Source organism: Enterococcus sp. XAF26B05_ASV22 (assembly GCF_056727285.1).
In genome coordinates this window covers 1032539-1048152 of record NZ_CM161538.1, presented here as the reverse complement: position 1 = coordinate 1048152, position 15614 = coordinate 1032539, and the positions used below count along the sequence as shown (strand labels likewise).

Below are 15614 nucleotides of genomic sequence, written 5' to 3'. Positions count from 1 at the left end.
ATTTTACGTGTTTTTTTTAAATATTGAAATAAAATTCGTTTTTTTTCTATATAAGAATGGAACGTTTTCATATTCCATTAAACTAATACAGTTTTCTAAAACTGATACATCTGTGCTAGTTTAAAAATTCTGACATTTTATTTTTTTTCGGTAATCCTGTTTTTTTTTATTTTTAGCTGTATAATGATATCAATGACTTTTTATTAATAGATTAAGGTGGTAACTATATGGAAACAATTTTTTCGGGCATTCAGCCTAGCGGAATACCAACTATTGGAAATTATATTGGTGCAATGAAACAATTTATTGAATTACAAAATAGCTATAACTGTTATTTTTGTATCGTTGATGAACATGCCATCACTGTTCCTCAAGATCCATTGAAGCTTCGTCAACAGACACGTGGTTTAGCTGCGCTGTATTTAGCTGTAGGATTGGACCCAGAAAAAGCAACAATCTTCATTCAATCAGAAGTATCGGCTCATGCTGAAGCTGCATGGATCATTCAATGCAATACAACGATTGGCGAATTAGAGCGAATGACTCAATTTAAAGATAAATCACAAAAAAATGGTCGTACTGGAGTAAGTGCTGGTCTTTTAACTTATCCGCCTTTAATGGTAGGAGATATTGTTTTGTATAATGCAAACCTCGTTCCTGTCGGAGATGACCAAAAACAACATTTAGAATTGACACGAGACTTTGTTGAACGCTTCAACAAACGGTATGGACAAGCAAATCAAGAGATTTTAGTCCTCCCAGAAGTTAAAATCGCTGAACAAGGCGGACGTGTGATGAGTTTACAAAATCCAACAAGCAAAATGAGTAAATCAGATTCAAATGCGAAAGGCTTTATTTCAATGCTGGACGAACCCGCTGTCATTCGCAAGAAAATTAAGTCTGCCGTAACCGATTCAACTGGAGTTATTGAATACGATCCGGAAAACAAACCTGGTATTTCTAATTTACTAAATATTTTCTCTGCTTCAACTGGTCGTTCAGTTGAAGAATTAGCTGAAGCCTATTCAGGTAAAGGATACGGTGAATTTAAAGCCGACTTAGCTGAAGCTGTTGTTGACCTACTAAGTCCGATCCAAGAGCGTTACCATGCATTACTTGCTTCTGATGAATTAGATGACATCCTAGACAAAGGTGCTGAACAAGCTCGTCTAGTTGCTAATAAAACCTTACAGCGAATGAAAAATGCTATCGGTTTAGGAAGAAAACCTCGTAAACGAAAATAAAAAAAAGAGACTAAGACATAGCTCTACGAGTCATATCTCAGTCTCAAGTAATCCGACTAAATAGTTGGAGTAGAAGCGTCCCCTTCTTATTTCTCAGGGTTAACCTTCTGCCCCAACTTTTTTAATCCCTAAATTGTGCATCATGCAAGCGACGATAATGGCCACCTTTTACTAGTAATTCTTCATGTGTTCCTTCTTCTAAAATCCCTTTATCACTGACAACAATGATCCGTGTCGCGTGTTTGATCGTTGCTAAGCGATGAGCAATAATTAACGTCGTTCTACCTTCTGCTAAAGAATTCAATGATTCTTGAATGACTTGTTCTGTTTCCGTATCTAAAGCAGATGTTGCTTCATCAAGAATTAATATCGGCGGATTTTTAAGAAACATTCGAGCAATTGCCACTCGTTGTTTTTGCCCACCAGAAAGTTTAACCCCACGTTCACCGATCATCGTATCTAATCCTTCTGACATTTGATCCACAACTTTTCCCAAATGAGATAATTGAACAGCCTTTTGGATTTCTTCTTCTGTTGCATCTAGCTTGCCATAAGCAATATTTTCACGAATCGTTCCAGGAAACAAGAAAACGTCTTGTTGGACAATACCTATTTGACTTCTCAATGAAGCGAGTGTCATGTCTTGAATATTGATTCCGTCAATGGTAATTTGCCCTTCTGTCACCTCATAAAAGCGCGGCAACAAGTTGCATAGTGTTGTCTTTCCAGAACCGCTTTGACCCACAAAAGCGACAGTTTCACCAGGTACGATCCGCAAATTGATATGATTCAACACTTTCGTAGAATCCGCATAAGAAAATGAAACATCTTCATAAATGATATCACCGTGCAAATGATTTACCTTGAGTGCATCCGGCTTATCTTGAATTGCAGGTTCTTTATCGATTTCTTCAGTAAAACGTCTAAATCCAGCGATTCCTTTTGGGTAACTTTCAATCATATTATTCACTTTTTCAATCGGACGAACAAAGACATTGGATAAAAGAATAAACCCAACAAACTGCCCATCGGTAATTTCGCCTTTAATCGTATAATACGCCCCAAAAATTAGTGTAAACAAGTTGATCAAACGGATCAAAAAGTAATTGTATGCTGAACTGATCCCCATTACTTTATAAAATGTAATCTTAGATTGGCGATACGCTTGATTCAATCCTTCAAAACGTTGACGTTCAAATGGTTCATTCGCAAAAGACTGTGTCACACGAATCCCACTGACCGAAGCTTCCACGCCAGCATTAAAGTCTCCAAGATTATCGTAAATTTTTGTGTTGACCTTTGTCATTTTCTTATTAAAGAAAACCAAAGCGATGGTAATAAAAGGTAACACAATAAACGTTGCCAAAGCCAGCTGTACGTGGATACGAAGCATCAAGTAAAACGAACCAACTACGGTCATTACCGTAATAAATATATCTTCTGGTCCGTGATGAGCGACTTCTGAAATTTCAAATAAATCTGTTGTTAAACGACTCATCAACTTCCCTGTTTTTTGATTATCGTAATATTCAAACGGCTGCGTCTGCAAATGCCCATACAGCTCACGGCGCATATCTGTTTCAATATTTACCCCTAATTTGTGACCAAAAAATACCACGATATACTGTAGAAAAGTATTCAGTATATAAAATAAAAGCAAACCGATGCTAGCCAAGGCAATCAATCGGAAATTCCCCTTTGGCATAATTTTATCGATAACTTGATTCACCACAACTGGAAATGATAATTCCAATAACCCTGCAAAAACTGCACAACTAAAATCTAAAATGAATAAGTGCTTATACGGTCGATAATAACTAAAAAATCGTTTTAACATAAACGCCCCTTTCTCCTGACACCATAACTATTATACGCAAAGAAAGTAGTGGATGCAAAGATTGAACATTCTTACTATTCAACAAAAAACAATGAATTAGACGAAACTAATTACTGTATGAAAATTTCAATTTTGATTGGCGAAATCAGCAACCCTCCTAAATATTAGATGCAGAAGTTGTAAACCTACGATTATAGCGATTTATATAGCTAGTCTGTCTTTTCATAACTTTTTAGCGCAACTTTTGCTATTAAGGAAGCGAAAAAAGAAATACACAATTAAATTAAAAATTTTAAAAAGACATTCGATCTGGTTTTTTATACATTTTGAAACCTTCAACATAGTGTTATGTCAATCACTTGAAAATATAAAAAGGATTTGTTAAATTATACGTATACATGTACATCACGATAAACACCGATGAGTTGCTTATGTCTTGGGGAAGATAGGCCTGATCGGTGTTTCTGTTTTTTATTATACTAAATGTATACATTTTTTTCCACTTCAAAATTCTACTAACAACATTACTTTTTTGAAGAACCGATTCTAAAGATATGTTTTTTTATTCATATTTCAATTAAGAAAAATTTGTTTTTTTATGGTTATTTTTTACTCTGATTAATTTATAAAATCTTCATTGCTAGCCCCTTACTTTTTCCTAGCTATCCTTCTAACTGTTTATCCCTTTCTGCATTCTAATCTAAATTAAAAATTTCTTTCTGTTCTTTTGTATGGAAGTTCGCTACAATGGAAAAGGATTTTGAAAATCTTTCTGAAAATTATTAAGGGGTGCAATTTTTTTAATGAGAACAATTGTTTTTGATGTTGATGACACAATTTATGACCAGCAACAACCATTTAGAAACGCAATTAAATCGAGCTTTCCTTGCGTGAAAGAAGAAGACATGCATGAGCTATATATCCGCTTTCGTCTTCATAGCGATGAAACTTTTCCAAAGGTCATGGCAAATGAATGGACTCTGGAATATATGCGCTTTTTCCGTATTAATGAATCTTTAAAAGATCTAAAATATCAAGCTGTCTCACAAGAAGATGGTCTTACATTCCAAAAAACGTACGAAGAAGAACTGGATAACATCGTTATGCATCCAGAAGTAAAAAAAGTTTTTGATTTTTTGAAAGAGAAAAATATTCCGATGGGAATCATAACGAATGGTCCAACAGATCATCAATTCAAAAAAGTAAAACAACTTCAATTAGAAAATTGGGTTCCAACTGACAACATTATCATTTCTCAAAGTACTGGCTTTCAAAAACCAGAAAGAGAAATTTTTGATCTTGCCGCAAAAGAATTTGGTATGGATTGCGAACGCACATTATATGTTGGAGATAGTTTTGAAAATGATATCTGTGGCGCTAAAAATGGCGGCTGGAAATCTTTATGGTTCAATCATCGTTTACGCGAAATGCCTGCTAATGAAGAAGCCTATCACGTTAAAGAAGTTACTTCATTTGACGATTTGTTTCCGACGATCCAATCTTTATTTTCATAAAAAAATACAGCGTAAGCTTAGATTTTTCTCTAAGCCTACGCTGTATTTTTCTATTCACCGATACTCAAGATCATCCGAATATCTTCTTCTGTCATCTTCGCTAATTGCTCTTCGTTTCCTTGGATCACTTTTTGGAATAACTCACGTTTTTCTTGTTGTAAAGAATTCATTTTTTCTTCAACGGTGCCTTCTGCTATCATTCGCCATACTTCAACAACATTTTTTTGGCCGATTCGATGCGCTCGTCCAGCTGCTTGTTCTTCCACTGCTGGATTCCACCATAAATCATAGAGAATCACAGTATCCGCTCCAGTTAGGTTTAATCCTGTTCCACCTGCTTTTAATGAAATTAAAAAGACATCTTTTTCTCCTGCATTAAATGCATCTGCCATCTCCATGCGTTCTTTAGGTTTCGTACTTCCTCTTAAATAGAAGGTTGATAAATCTAAGTCGTGCAATTCTTTTTCGATGATCGACAGCATACTTGTAAATTGAGAAAAAAGCAACACCCGTCGGTTATTTTCTTTCGCAGCGACTAACAGATCTTTAACTTGCTCTAATTTTCCAGAGCCGCCTGTATAATCATCTATGAATAAGCTAGGATCACAACAAATTTGGCGCAAACGAGTCAAACCAGCTAAAATACTCAAGCGATTCTTCTTAAAAGCATCTTGGTCCATCTGGCTAACATTTTCCTGCATTTGTTTTAAATACGCTAAATAGACAGTTTTTTGTTCTTCTGTAAGGACACTGTACAGATTACTTTCGATCTTATCTGGTAAGTCTGCTAATACCGTTTTCTTATCTCGTCTCAAAATAAACGGCTGGATTATTCTAGCAATTTCTTCTGGTTTCATCGATCTAAATAACGTTTTAGATGGGAACAATCCTGGTATGATCATTTGAAAAATTGACCACAGCTCATCTAAATTATTTTCAATCGGTGTCCCACTTAAAGCAAATCGTTGTGGGACCGTCAAACTTTTTAAAGCTTGAGCTGTTTTTGTACCACTATTTTTCACCATTTGGGCTTCATCTAAAATCAAATACCCTAAATTTAATCCTTGATACATGTCAATATCTTGTCTAAGGCTAGCATACGAAGTAATTAAAACATCCAGATCAGCTTGATTAGCCAACCTTTCACGTTCAGATTTATTTCCAGCAACTACTTCTGCTTGTAAGTCTGGAGCAAATTTTTTTAGCTCAGCAGCCCAGTTATAAATCAAACTAGCCGGTGCCACGATCAAGGCAGCTCCTGTTTGTTTTTGTTCCTCTTTTTCTGATAATAAATATGTGATTGTTTGAAGTGTTTTTCCCAGTCCCATTTCATCCGCTAAAATTCCACCAAATTGATAATAGCTAAGCATTTTTAACCATTTATATCCGTCAATTTGATAACTTCTAAGCGTAGCATTGATTTTTTCAGGTAACACAGCATCAAATTTTTCTGGATGCGTTAAGTTTGATACCATTTCTTTAAAGGAATCTGAAAAATGTGCTTGCGTATTATTTTCAAGCATACTTTCGATCATTAAGCCTTGATTTCTCGGAACTTGTATTGTCCCTTGAACGTTTTTCATATTTTTCCGTAACAGGGTCAGAACTTCACTTGTCTGCTGAAATTCTTCCGAATCTAAGGATAGAACTTCTCCTGTTTCCAACGTATAAAAACGATCGTTTCGTAACAGACTCGCTAACACTTCATCAATTTCTTGTTCGGCTATTCCGGTAATGTCAAAACGCACGTCTAACCAAGAATCTGAATCAGAAACTTCAATCAGTGGTTGATGATGGGCAGCATCTAAATAGAGTTCCCGCAACTTCTTGCCCATGCGAACTTCACCTAAATGACGGAAAGTTGGAACTTCTGCTTTAAAGAAATAGTACAAGCGTTCACCTGCTGGTAACGTTTTTTCATAACCATCCGTCGTTTTTTGGTAACCAAAAGCCATTAACTGTTCTATAATTTCTTGTTCTTTTTTACCGTCACGAACAACTTCTTGATTTTCTCCTGAAGCAACTGAATACGCTTTTTCCGTTGAGAAAACAACCTTGCCATAAGTAAAATCGACTCTGACTTTGATCATTCCCTTGATTTTCCGAAAAATAAAGATTGGTTCTAACGGATGGTAGACAACTTCTTCTGTCACTTCTTTCGTGACATTGACTGTTCCTATTTTTTTCAGTAATGGGATCACCCCGCCGAATAAATCTGATAACTCAGGCTTTTCATAGATGATCTCAGGTTTTTCGACTCGTTTTAATAATTGTAATAACGTCGTATAGATTGCTTCTTGTTCTTGTGTAAAAATGTAGACTTGGTCTTTGCTGAACCCCCATTGATAATGAGATAAAAAGGTTGTGATTTGATCATCGATCAACAATTTATACTGATTATCTGGTTGCTTACTGATATCGAAAAAGATCGGTAGTGCTCCTTTTACGAATGAAAGATGCCGATATTTTTTTCCCTCATCATTTAATTGAAAGTGCGGGATCAGAGACATTTTTTCAAGTAGTTTTTGGCCTTGATCGATTGGTAGTACAAGGTATCGTTTATCGATTTTCCCTTTGACTTGGATTCCATTCGCGCCAAGTAATTGACTGGTTTGGTAAATTGCCGAAAGTTGCTGCAGTAGCTCTTGATTTTCAACAGAAAAGGCATCTTTCACTAAATCAAAACGATGCTGCTTATTGATTAAAAAGCTCCCTTCTTTTTGAAAGGTCTGGAAAAATTCTCCAATATTTTTGATAATATAAGTTTTAGGTTTGACTCCTTGATTGCCAAGGCGTAATGAAACACCTAAAACGGCTAATTCTGGATAATAACTGTTGGTTTCAATAACATCCACGATGTATTCAACTGTCAGTGGTGTAATCTTACTTTTTTCTTCCGCTTGATTCAACTTAGCGAATCCTTTGGTAAACATCTCTGAAATAGACAAAGATCGTTTTTCAAAGGTAATAGGTTGATCTGCTTTGATGATTCGTGAAGTTCCTTTTTGGCGTAGATATAACTCTACTGCAACGGTGTGCTTGCAATAACCATGATCTTTCCAATAAGGACACTCACAAATATCATTTTCTTTAGCAGTTCCATCTAGTTGCACACGGTACAATTCATTACCTAGAACTTCTGCATGCCAGATTTTTTTCTCTGGATCTTGTATGACAGATAAGACTCTGCCTTCTTTCATATACTCTCTACCACGTTCAACGATTCGTTCTGGAATACTCCACTTCATACTTTCACCTCCTGGGCTGTTTAAGCCGTTTGATAGGTCACTTGACTTTGACCATTTCCGTTTGTTTTGATTTGTAATTGCTGTGGAATTCTTGCTTTTAGTTCACTTACATGGCTGATAATACCGATCATTCTTCCTTCATTTTCGATTGTTTCTAACGCCTCCATTGCCATTTCCAAGGATTCTTCATCTAAAGAGCCAAATCCTTCATCAATAAACAAAGCTTCTATTAAAACACCACCAGCCTGTTCTTGAATCACTTCCGCTAACGATAAAGCTAAGGCTAGTGCCGCAATAAAGCTTTCACCACCAGATAATGTATGTGCACTGCGGGTACTGCCGGCATTGTCATCATACACATTGATTTCAAGACCCGTTTGATTTTTATAACTCCCTGAATCTTGATTCAATTCAAATTGATAACGATTATTCGTCAATAAACCTAAACGTTGATTCGCTACTTTTAACACTTCTTCTAAATAGGTTTGTAGCACATATCTCTCCAAGCTGGTTTTTCTTGGGTTATCACCATTGACAGTCGTTGCCAACTGATGCAAGGCAGTTACCTCTTCCCACTGTTGTTCAACGGAAGAAATCAGCTCTTTGACTTGTTTTTGAACGGTTTCATTTGCTTGGATTTTTTCTTGCTGTTGATAATAGTTTGCTTCTTTCATTTGAAGGGAAGCTGTGACTGTTTCGATTTCCTCAAGTAAGCTCGTTATTTCTGGCTCTTCTTTATTTTCAAGCTTTTGTTCTAGTTCGGCTAATTGAAAAATTAATTGATCTTTTTTCTTATCAAAATCTGTCAATTCTTCTTTAATAGCTTCTAATTTCGGTACTTCTCTCAATAAAATACGAACTATATTTTCGTCTAGTTCAAAACTTGATTCTTTTAAGACCTCTAAAAATTGTTTTTCTAATGCTTGTTTCTCACTTAAATTTGCAGTCTGTTCTTTTGCTAGGTGCGTTTCACTATTTTTCAATAACAATAGATGTTCTTTGTGTTTCCTTAATTGTGTGTCGATTTCTTCTTTTTGAGTTTCCCATTGACTAATTTGTTGTTCCAATTGTTTTTGGTTATTCTTTATTTCTACTAACGTAAGTTCCTCATTAATCAATTGTTCTGTAATTGTTTTTAGTTTGGTCTGATTTGCGGCTTGTTCTTGCTGCTTTTCACTCACGATTATTTCTTGTTCAGACACTTTAGCTTGTTGCTCTTTGAGTATTTTTTCTAATTCAATGATTCTATTTTTTGCCGCTTCAATTCGTTCCAACTCATCTTCAAGTTTAACTGATAACGTTTGAAAATCACTTGTTGTTTGCTCTATCCCTTCGGCGGTCAATGGTTCTTTGAGAGCGATGATTTGTTTTGCTTGTAATTGTTCAAACAGTGAATGAATTTTTTTGTTTTGTCGTTCTAATTCTTTTTTCAACTCTTCTTCAGTATTCTTCGTTTGACTTACTTCGGCTTGTAATTTTGCAACTTTTGCCTCTTGTTTTTGAGCAATTTCCTCGATGTCATTCAGCTGATTTTCTATAGCCTGAATTTCCTCTAATGAAAATTCTTGATGTTCGTTTTGATTTGGATGCTCTACTGAACCGCAGACTGGACATGGTTCACCCTCTACTAGAAATAAACTTAAACGACTAATCTGCATTTTTGCCCATTCGCTTTTTTGTTTTGCGACATCCTGATAGATTTTCTCTTTCTCAATGATTGATATCTTGAGCTCTTCATTCTTAGTACTTAACTGTTCATTGATTGTGATTTCTTTGGCTTTAAGTTGCTGCTGTATATCAAAATTTTCTAAAAAAGTCTGCCATTGTTCTTGATGGCGCTCTAATTCTAGCTGTTCTTTTTCAATTTGATTCTGTCTTTCTATGACACTTCGCTCTAGTTGATACTCTTGTTCTGTTTTGAGTTGTGTTCCTCGTATTTCAGTGAGCTTTGACGTTACGACTTCTAGTTCTAAAGAATCTTTTTTAAGTATACTTGATACTTTTTCCTGCTCTTCATATAAAGGAATTTGGAATTGTAATGTTGTGACTCTTTCTTTCGCCCTATTTATGTCCGCGATTTGATCTGAATTTTCCTGTTGCGCACTTTCCCATTCCTGGATTCGTTGTTGTTGCATTTCTTGATCTGTTCGATTTTCTTTCAGCTCTTTTTCGTAAGTTAAAATTAATTTGGTTTTTTCATCGATTTTCTCAATCAAGCCTTGATGATTTTTTACCCATTGAAGTTGCTGTTCTTCCGTTCTTAATTTTTCGATCATTTCAGTAGCTTGATCAAGTTCTTCTTTTTGTTTTTTTAGCTGGCTTTGTTTTGCAAACGTATTGGCAAGTTCCTCTAAAACGAATTTTTCTTGCTCTTTGCTTGATTTTTGTTTTTGTAGAATCGTTAACTCTGATTTTCCATTCTCTTGTTCTTTGATCATCATTTCTTGTTGTAGCTTCAACTCTGCTAATTGTTCTTCTACAGACAGGTCTTCTGGTAATGGTTCTTGCCAATAAAGTTGATCTAATTTTGCTTGAATCAGTTGTTGCGTCGCTTCAATTCCTTTATTGACAGCTTTCAGTTGTGTCTTTAACTGTTCATTTAAGTTCTGATACAATTGGGTACCAAATAAATTTCGTAACACTTTTTCCTTATCGTTACTATTTGCAATCAAAAATGTTCGAAATTCTCCCTGAGGTAAGAGAACGATTTGAGCAAATTGGGTTGCATCCAAATGCAACAATTCTTGAATAAAGCTATCAACTTCTCGGCGTTTCGTATATTCCCTTAGCTCTTTTCCAGAAGAATCTTTGACGATCAGGGATATCTTAGCACTTTGCGTTCGTGTTCCATCTCCACGTTTTTTATACAATTCTTGTTCGGGTTTTCTCGTGATCTCATATAAATGGTCCCCATGTGAAAAAGCCAAATGAACTTCTGTTGGTTCCGATGGATCAGCAAATGTTGACCGCATTTCTTTGCCTTGACGTAATTTCCCAGAACTTTCACCGAATAAAGCATAACTCATCCCATCAAAAATCGTCGTTTTTCCTGAGCCAGTCTTCCCACTAATTAAAAATAATGAAGAATCCTCAAATTTATTAAAATCAATCGTTTCAGCAATATAAGGTCCAAAGTTTTTTAAGGTTAGTGTTAATGGTTTCAACTTATTTCCCTCTTTCTGCTTGATGAAGCGCTTCTAAATTGTCTTTGATCCACATTTGTTGTTGTTGAGTCATTTCTTCTCCAGTTACTTCTGAAAAAAACTGATTCACTAATTCAGTAGGTGCTAATGTTTTGATTTCTTTTTTTGTTTCGTTCTTTTTCTGTCGTTCTTCTCTTCCAAATAACCGTTCGACACCGATGACTCTAGGATAGATTTGACGTAGTTGATTCATCATATTGGGAATGACAGCACGATCTGTCAATTGAATGTGTAAATAATTTTCGCGATCGATCGACTCATAAAAATCTTGTGCCATCAGCTCTTTAAAACTACCTTCGATTTGTAAAATATCCCTTAACGGTGTGATTTCTTTGAATTTAACTGTTGATTTATCAACCTCAGTATCTACGATCCAAACACCTTTCTTCTGATTCATTTCTGATAATGAAAATTTTAATGGTGACCCACTATAACGAGCATTTTCAGCTTGCAACGCATTTTTCCCATGTAGATGCCCTAACGCAACATAGTCGAAAGGCTCTAATAATGATAACGGTACTGTATCCAAACCACCGACCATCAATTTTGTTTCTGAGTCAGATTTTTCGCTACCTGCCACAAAAAAATGACTAACTAAAACATGTGCCCTATCTGGTTTAAATCGTTTTTTCATAGCGCTGATCACTTCTTTCATCGCCTGTTCGATCGTCCGAATTTCTTCATTATCAAAATACAATCGAGCTGAAATAGGTTCAAAATAAGGCAATAAGAAAAATTGAGTATTCCCCATCTCCACAGGCTCAAATGCCTGATCTAAACGAGTATTTAAATGGAAATCCGACTGAACAAACCATGGCCCTCCCGTTTCTAAACGAGTACTACTGTCATGATTTCCAGAGATTGCCAACACTGGGAATTTTTCTTGTAAATTCATTTCTACAATCATGCGATTGAAAACGTCAATTGCCTCAACAGATGGAACTGACCGGTCATATAAATCACCTGCAATGACAATTACCTCTACTTCTTCATTCTTTGCAATTGTCAGAATCTGTTGGAATGCATCTGCTTGCTCCTCTAATAAATCATAACCATGTAATTTCTTGCCAATATGCCAATCGGCTGTATGTAAAAAACGCATGTTTCCACCACCTAAAAAAGTCCTTCTTACCATTATACCAAATTTACGGAAAAATATATTGTTCAAACGTATAGAATTTATTGAAAGTGAAAAAAGCCTGAAATACAACTCTTAAAGTCATACTCAAGCTCAAAATTTTTAAAATGCAACACTATCTGCTATTTCTTCACTTCATAGTTAAAATTAGGGTCGATTTCTTGATCTAAACTGTCAAAACTTGTTTGTAATCTACGCTCAACCTCAGCAATTCCTTCTTTATCCATTTTTGCAATGTCACTAACATCGATTGGTTCTCCAAAGCGAACGGTCACTCGACGGCGTTTAAATAAGTCTTTCAACGATAACGGTCCTTGATAAACAGCTGGAACGATCTTCACTTTAGCCATTTTTGCAATCAGTGCTACGCCACCTTTTAACTCAGATGAATGACGTGTTCCACTAGGAAACATCACCAAGCTTAAATCTGTGCTTTTCAATGTTTTTACAGGTGTCTTGATAGCACTTGGTCCTGGTTTTTCTCGATCAACAGGAAAAGCATTGGCGTGTTTCAAAATGAAACGTAGGAAAGGATTTTTGAATAATTCTTTTTTCGCCATAAAACTAAACTTTTTGGGTGATCCCCCGACAGCTAAATATAAAGGCTCCCACCACGTTCTATGAGGGGCAACTAAAATATAATTTTCATTTTGAGGAATGCGGTCTTTCTTTTCATAGTGTGCATTGCCGTTTATAATGAATAAAACAACCCAAACAACGCCACGCATAAATGTAAAAAACATGTCTTTCTTCCTTTCTTTTCACTAGCTATAAGTATGCCGAAAACGAACGCATTTGACAAGTCTTTTTCACAGGTTTCTTCTCTCTCTTAATCGTAGTATAATATAAGGATACCTTACGTTCCATCAAAGAGCTTAGGAAGGCTGATTCCCGGGAGGAGAAACAATCCCTTCGGAAATAATGTTAAACTGAATAAAAATAAAGGAAGGGATTATATATGTTATTACCAGGAGAGAGAATCGATCAGTTATTTGCAGATGATATTCAAATCATTCAAAGTAAAGAAGTGTTTTCTTTTTCAATAGATGCTGTCTTACTAGCAAATTTTCCTTCTTTTCCAAAAAACGGTAAGATTGTTGACCTTTGTGCTGGAAATGGTGCTGTTGGTTTATTTGCCAGCCGTAAAACAAAAGCTCAAATCATACAAATCGAATTACAACACCGTTTAGCAGATATGGGAAAAAGAAGCATTCAACTAAATCAATTAGCAGAACAAATGACTATGTTCGAATTAGATTTAAAAAACGCGACATCTGTAGTTAAACCCGACTCAGTGGATTTGATTTTATGTAATCCGCCCTATTTTAAAGAACTACCAATCAGTCAAAAAAATCCGAATCCTCACCTAGCAATTGCCCGCCATGAGATCCATACAACATTAACAGAAGTGATCGATGTATCGGCAAAGCTTTTAAAAACAACTGGACGTCTAGCAATGGTGCATCGCCCCGATCGTTTTTTAGATATATTACATGCCATGGAATCAGCAAATATTGCTCCTAAACGAGTTCGCTTTGTTTATCCTAAAGTTGGAAAAGAAGCAAACACATTATTGATTGAAGGCATCAAACAAGGGAAAAAAGATGGCTTTCGAGTTTTACCACCCTTATTCACGTATGACGAACAAAATAATTACCTACCAGAAATGAAGGCGATGTTGTATGGAGACTGATCACTATTTTTATGTACTTCACTGTAAAGATGATACTTTTTATGGTGGGTATACAACAGACCCTGCTCGACGTTTAAAAGAACATAATAGTGGAACTGGTGCAAAATACACCCGACTCCCTTCTAGATTACCTGCTAAAATGATTCATGTTGAAAAATTCAGTAGCCGTAGTGACGCTACAAAAGCAGAATATTCGTTTAAAAAACTGACAAGAAGACACAAAATTGCTTATTTAAAAGAGAAAGATGCCGCTGGATGTGATAAACGATCCGGTCCATTCTTTTAACTCATGCTACAAAAAATAACATACTTTTACTAATATAACTTGATTGTCTACTTAACACAAAAATAGTGACGCTTTTAAGCTATTTTATACAAAAAGGAGTGTGGTGTGACTCTAATAGTCACACCACACTCCTAAGAAAGCCTGACAAACACTGGGAGCAATAGAAATTCCTTCACATTTATTCAATTATTTCTGCTCCTAGCGTTTGTTGGAAATGGTTCAATGCCCACTCATGTCCAACTGGATCAAAACTCGCAACCGCATGTTTCTGAATGACGATTTTATATCCTAAATTGTAGGCATCCACAGCAGTATGCAACACGCAAATATCCGTACAAACTCCGATTAAATGAACCTCTGTAATGTTTCTTTCACGAAGACGAATATCTAAATCTGTCCCACTAAAAGCTGAATAATGGCGCTTATCGATCCAATAAACATTAGGTTGTTCACATGTCTTCTCATAAAAATCCGCAAGTTCTCCGTAAAGCTTTCGCCCAGTTGTACCAGCAATATTATGAGGTGGAAACAGTGTATTCTCCGGATGATATTGATCCTGTTGTTCATGGCGGTCAATTGCATAGACTACAAAGTCATTATTCTTCGTGAATATCTTCGTTACCTCAACTACAGCTTGCTCGATTGCTTGACCTGCACTCCCTGTAGTTAAAGCACCTTCTGTTGCAACAAAATCATTTGTATAATCAATCGAGATCAACGCTTTCATACTTGGTCCTCCACTTAAAAGCACCTTAAATTAAACAAGCTGCTCCACAAAATTAATTACCATTTGTGCCGATTTTTCTCCTGCTTCTTCGATAAACTCATCAAAGGTTTGAGATGCTTCATTATCAGCTGTATCACTAATTGCTCTGACAACTAGAAATGGAATATTGAATTGCGCTGCTGCTTGAGCAATTGCCGCACCTTCCATTTCACAAGCCAATGCTTCTGGAAATTCGGCAATGATTTCTTTCACTTTTTTCTGATCATTGACAAAAGAATCTCCTGTTACGATCAACCCATTATGAATAGACATACCCGTTTTCTCAGCAGCTTTTTTCATTTCGATTTTTAAATAGTCGCTTGATTCATAATACAACGGCATGCCTGGTAATTGTCCAGGTTGATACCCAAATCCAGTAACATCTACATCAAAATAAGCTAATTTATCAGCAATCACTAAGTCTCCTACTGATAAGCCTTGCCCAATCCCACCGGCTGATCCAGTGTTGATTACCATATTCACACCATATTGATGAATCAACAAAGCAGTTGTAACGGCAGACAAGACTTTACCAATTCCTGAACGGACCACAATCACTTCATGACGCCCTAAAGAACCTGAAACAAAAACTGCCCCAGCTCGTTCCCAAGATCGAGTATCAGACAAAGCTTCTTTTAATCTTTTTACTTCTTGATCCATTGCACCGATAATTCCAATTTTCATT

The 15614-nt window shown here is 36.0% G+C and carries 11 protein-coding genes; 4 read left to right on the top strand and 7 right to left on the bottom strand.

Annotation, left to right across the window (positions count from 1 at the left end; genetic code table 11):
* Positions 1–227: 227 nt before the first annotated feature.
* Entirely contained in the window at positions 228–1244 is a 1017-nt protein-coding gene (gene trpS / locus AC1PU0_RS05160; RefSeq protein WP_069654279.1) for a tryptophan--tRNA ligase, read from the top strand.
* 121 nt (positions 1245–1365) lie between these two features.
* Here trpS and AC1PU0_RS05155 read toward each other — a convergent pair whose 3' ends face one another.
* The gene (locus AC1PU0_RS05155) at positions 1366–3081 is read right to left on the bottom strand and encodes an ABC transporter ATP-binding protein (RefSeq protein WP_206848359.1); all 1716 of its coding nucleotides are present in this window, start codon (positions 3079–3081) and stop codon (positions 1366–1368) included.
* An 803-nt stretch (positions 3082–3884) separates the two neighbouring features.
* Between AC1PU0_RS05155 and AC1PU0_RS05150 the strand changes: the two genes are divergently transcribed.
* Positions 3885–4595, top strand: a complete 711-nt coding sequence (locus AC1PU0_RS05150) for an HAD family hydrolase (protein ID WP_206848358.1) — start codon at positions 3885–3887, stop codon at positions 4593–4595.
* A gap of 50 nt (positions 4596–4645) precedes the next feature.
* On the opposite strand, the gene AC1PU0_RS05145 is transcribed toward AC1PU0_RS05150, so the two are convergent.
* The 4 genes from AC1PU0_RS05145 to AC1PU0_RS05130 form a co-directional block, all read right to left on the bottom strand.
* A complete protein-coding gene (locus AC1PU0_RS05145; RefSeq protein ID WP_206848356.1) occupies positions 4646–7843 on the bottom strand; it encodes a DEAD/DEAH box helicase in 3198 nt (1065 codons plus the stop codon).
* Positions 7844–7863: 20 nt separating this feature from the next.
* Positions 7864–11007 (bottom strand): AAA family ATPase, encoded by a 3144-nt coding sequence (locus AC1PU0_RS05140; RefSeq protein WP_206848354.1) that lies wholly within the window; start codon positions 11005–11007, stop codon positions 7864–7866.
* A 1-nt stretch (position 11008) separates the two neighbouring features.
* The gene (locus AC1PU0_RS05135; protein WP_206848353.1) at positions 11009–12148 is read right to left on the bottom strand and encodes an exonuclease SbcCD subunit D; all 1140 of its coding nucleotides are present in this window, start codon (positions 12146–12148) and stop codon (positions 11009–11011) included.
* 158 nt (positions 12149–12306) lie between these two features.
* Positions 12307–12927 carry a lysophospholipid acyltransferase family protein gene (locus AC1PU0_RS05130; protein ID WP_206848352.1) on the bottom strand — a complete coding sequence of 207 codons (621 nt, stop codon included), beginning with the start codon at positions 12925–12927 and terminating at the stop codon, positions 12307–12309.
* 215 nt (positions 12928–13142) lie between these two features.
* Here AC1PU0_RS05130 and AC1PU0_RS05125 point away from each other — a divergent pair, with 215 nt between their 5' ends.
* Both AC1PU0_RS05125 and AC1PU0_RS05120 read left to right on the top strand, forming a co-directional pair.
* The gene (locus AC1PU0_RS05125; protein WP_206848351.1) at positions 13143–13877 is read left to right on the top strand and encodes a tRNA1(Val) (adenine(37)-N6)-methyltransferase; all 735 of its coding nucleotides are present in this window, start codon (positions 13143–13145) and stop codon (positions 13875–13877) included.
* Positions 13867–14163 (top strand): GIY-YIG nuclease family protein, encoded by a 297-nt coding sequence (locus AC1PU0_RS05120; RefSeq protein ID WP_206848350.1) that lies wholly within the window; start codon positions 13867–13869, stop codon positions 14161–14163. The genes AC1PU0_RS05125 and AC1PU0_RS05120 overlap by 11 nt, the downstream gene beginning before the upstream one ends.
* 178 nt (positions 14164–14341) lie before the next feature.
* Here the strand turns inward: AC1PU0_RS05120 and AC1PU0_RS05115 are convergent, their stop codons facing one another.
* A complete protein-coding gene (locus AC1PU0_RS05115; protein ID WP_069654270.1) occupies positions 14342–14890 on the bottom strand; it encodes a cysteine hydrolase family protein in 549 nt (182 codons plus the stop codon).
* Between the two features lie 30 nt (positions 14891–14920).
* A complete protein-coding gene (locus AC1PU0_RS05110) occupies positions 14921–15613 on the bottom strand; it encodes a 5'-methylthioadenosine/adenosylhomocysteine nucleosidase (protein WP_206837074.1) in 693 nt (230 codons plus the stop codon).
* Position 15614 lies beyond the last annotated feature (1 nt).

What these genes read in the sequence shown, in the direction of transcription:
- trpS (WP_069654279.1), top strand. Translation starts at nt 228, where the DNA reads ATGGAAACAATTTTTTCGGGCATTCAGCCTAGCGGAATACCAACTATT.
- AC1PU0_RS05155 (WP_206848359.1), bottom strand. Translation starts at nt 3,081, where the DNA reads ATGTTAAAACGATTTTTTAGTTATTATCGACCGTATAAGCACTTATTC.
- AC1PU0_RS05150 (WP_206848358.1), top strand. Translation starts at nt 3,885, where the DNA reads ATGAGAACAATTGTTTTTGATGTTGATGACACAATTTATGACCAGCAA.
- AC1PU0_RS05145 (WP_206848356.1), bottom strand. Translation starts at nt 7,843, where the DNA reads ATGAAGTGGAGTATTCCAGAACGAATCGTTGAACGTGGTAGAGAGTAT.
- AC1PU0_RS05135 (WP_206848353.1), bottom strand. Translation starts at nt 12,148, where the DNA reads ATGCGTTTTTTACATACAGCCGATTGGCATATTGGCAAGAAATTACAT.
- AC1PU0_RS05130 (WP_206848352.1), bottom strand. Translation starts at nt 12,927, where the DNA reads ATGTTTTTTACATTTATGCGTGGCGTTGTTTGGGTTGTTTTATTCATT.
- AC1PU0_RS05125 (WP_206848351.1), top strand. Translation starts at nt 13,143, where the DNA reads ATGTTATTACCAGGAGAGAGAATCGATCAGTTATTTGCAGATGATATT.
- AC1PU0_RS05120 (WP_206848350.1), top strand. Translation starts at nt 13,867, where the DNA reads ATGGAGACTGATCACTATTTTTATGTACTTCACTGTAAAGATGATACT.
- AC1PU0_RS05115 (WP_069654270.1), bottom strand. Translation starts at nt 14,890, where the DNA reads ATGAAAGCGTTGATCTCGATTGATTATACAAATGATTTTGTTGCAACA.
- AC1PU0_RS05110 (WP_206837074.1), bottom strand. Translation starts at nt 15,613, where the DNA reads ATGAAAATTGGAATTATCGGTGCAATGGATCAAGAAGTAAAAAGATTA.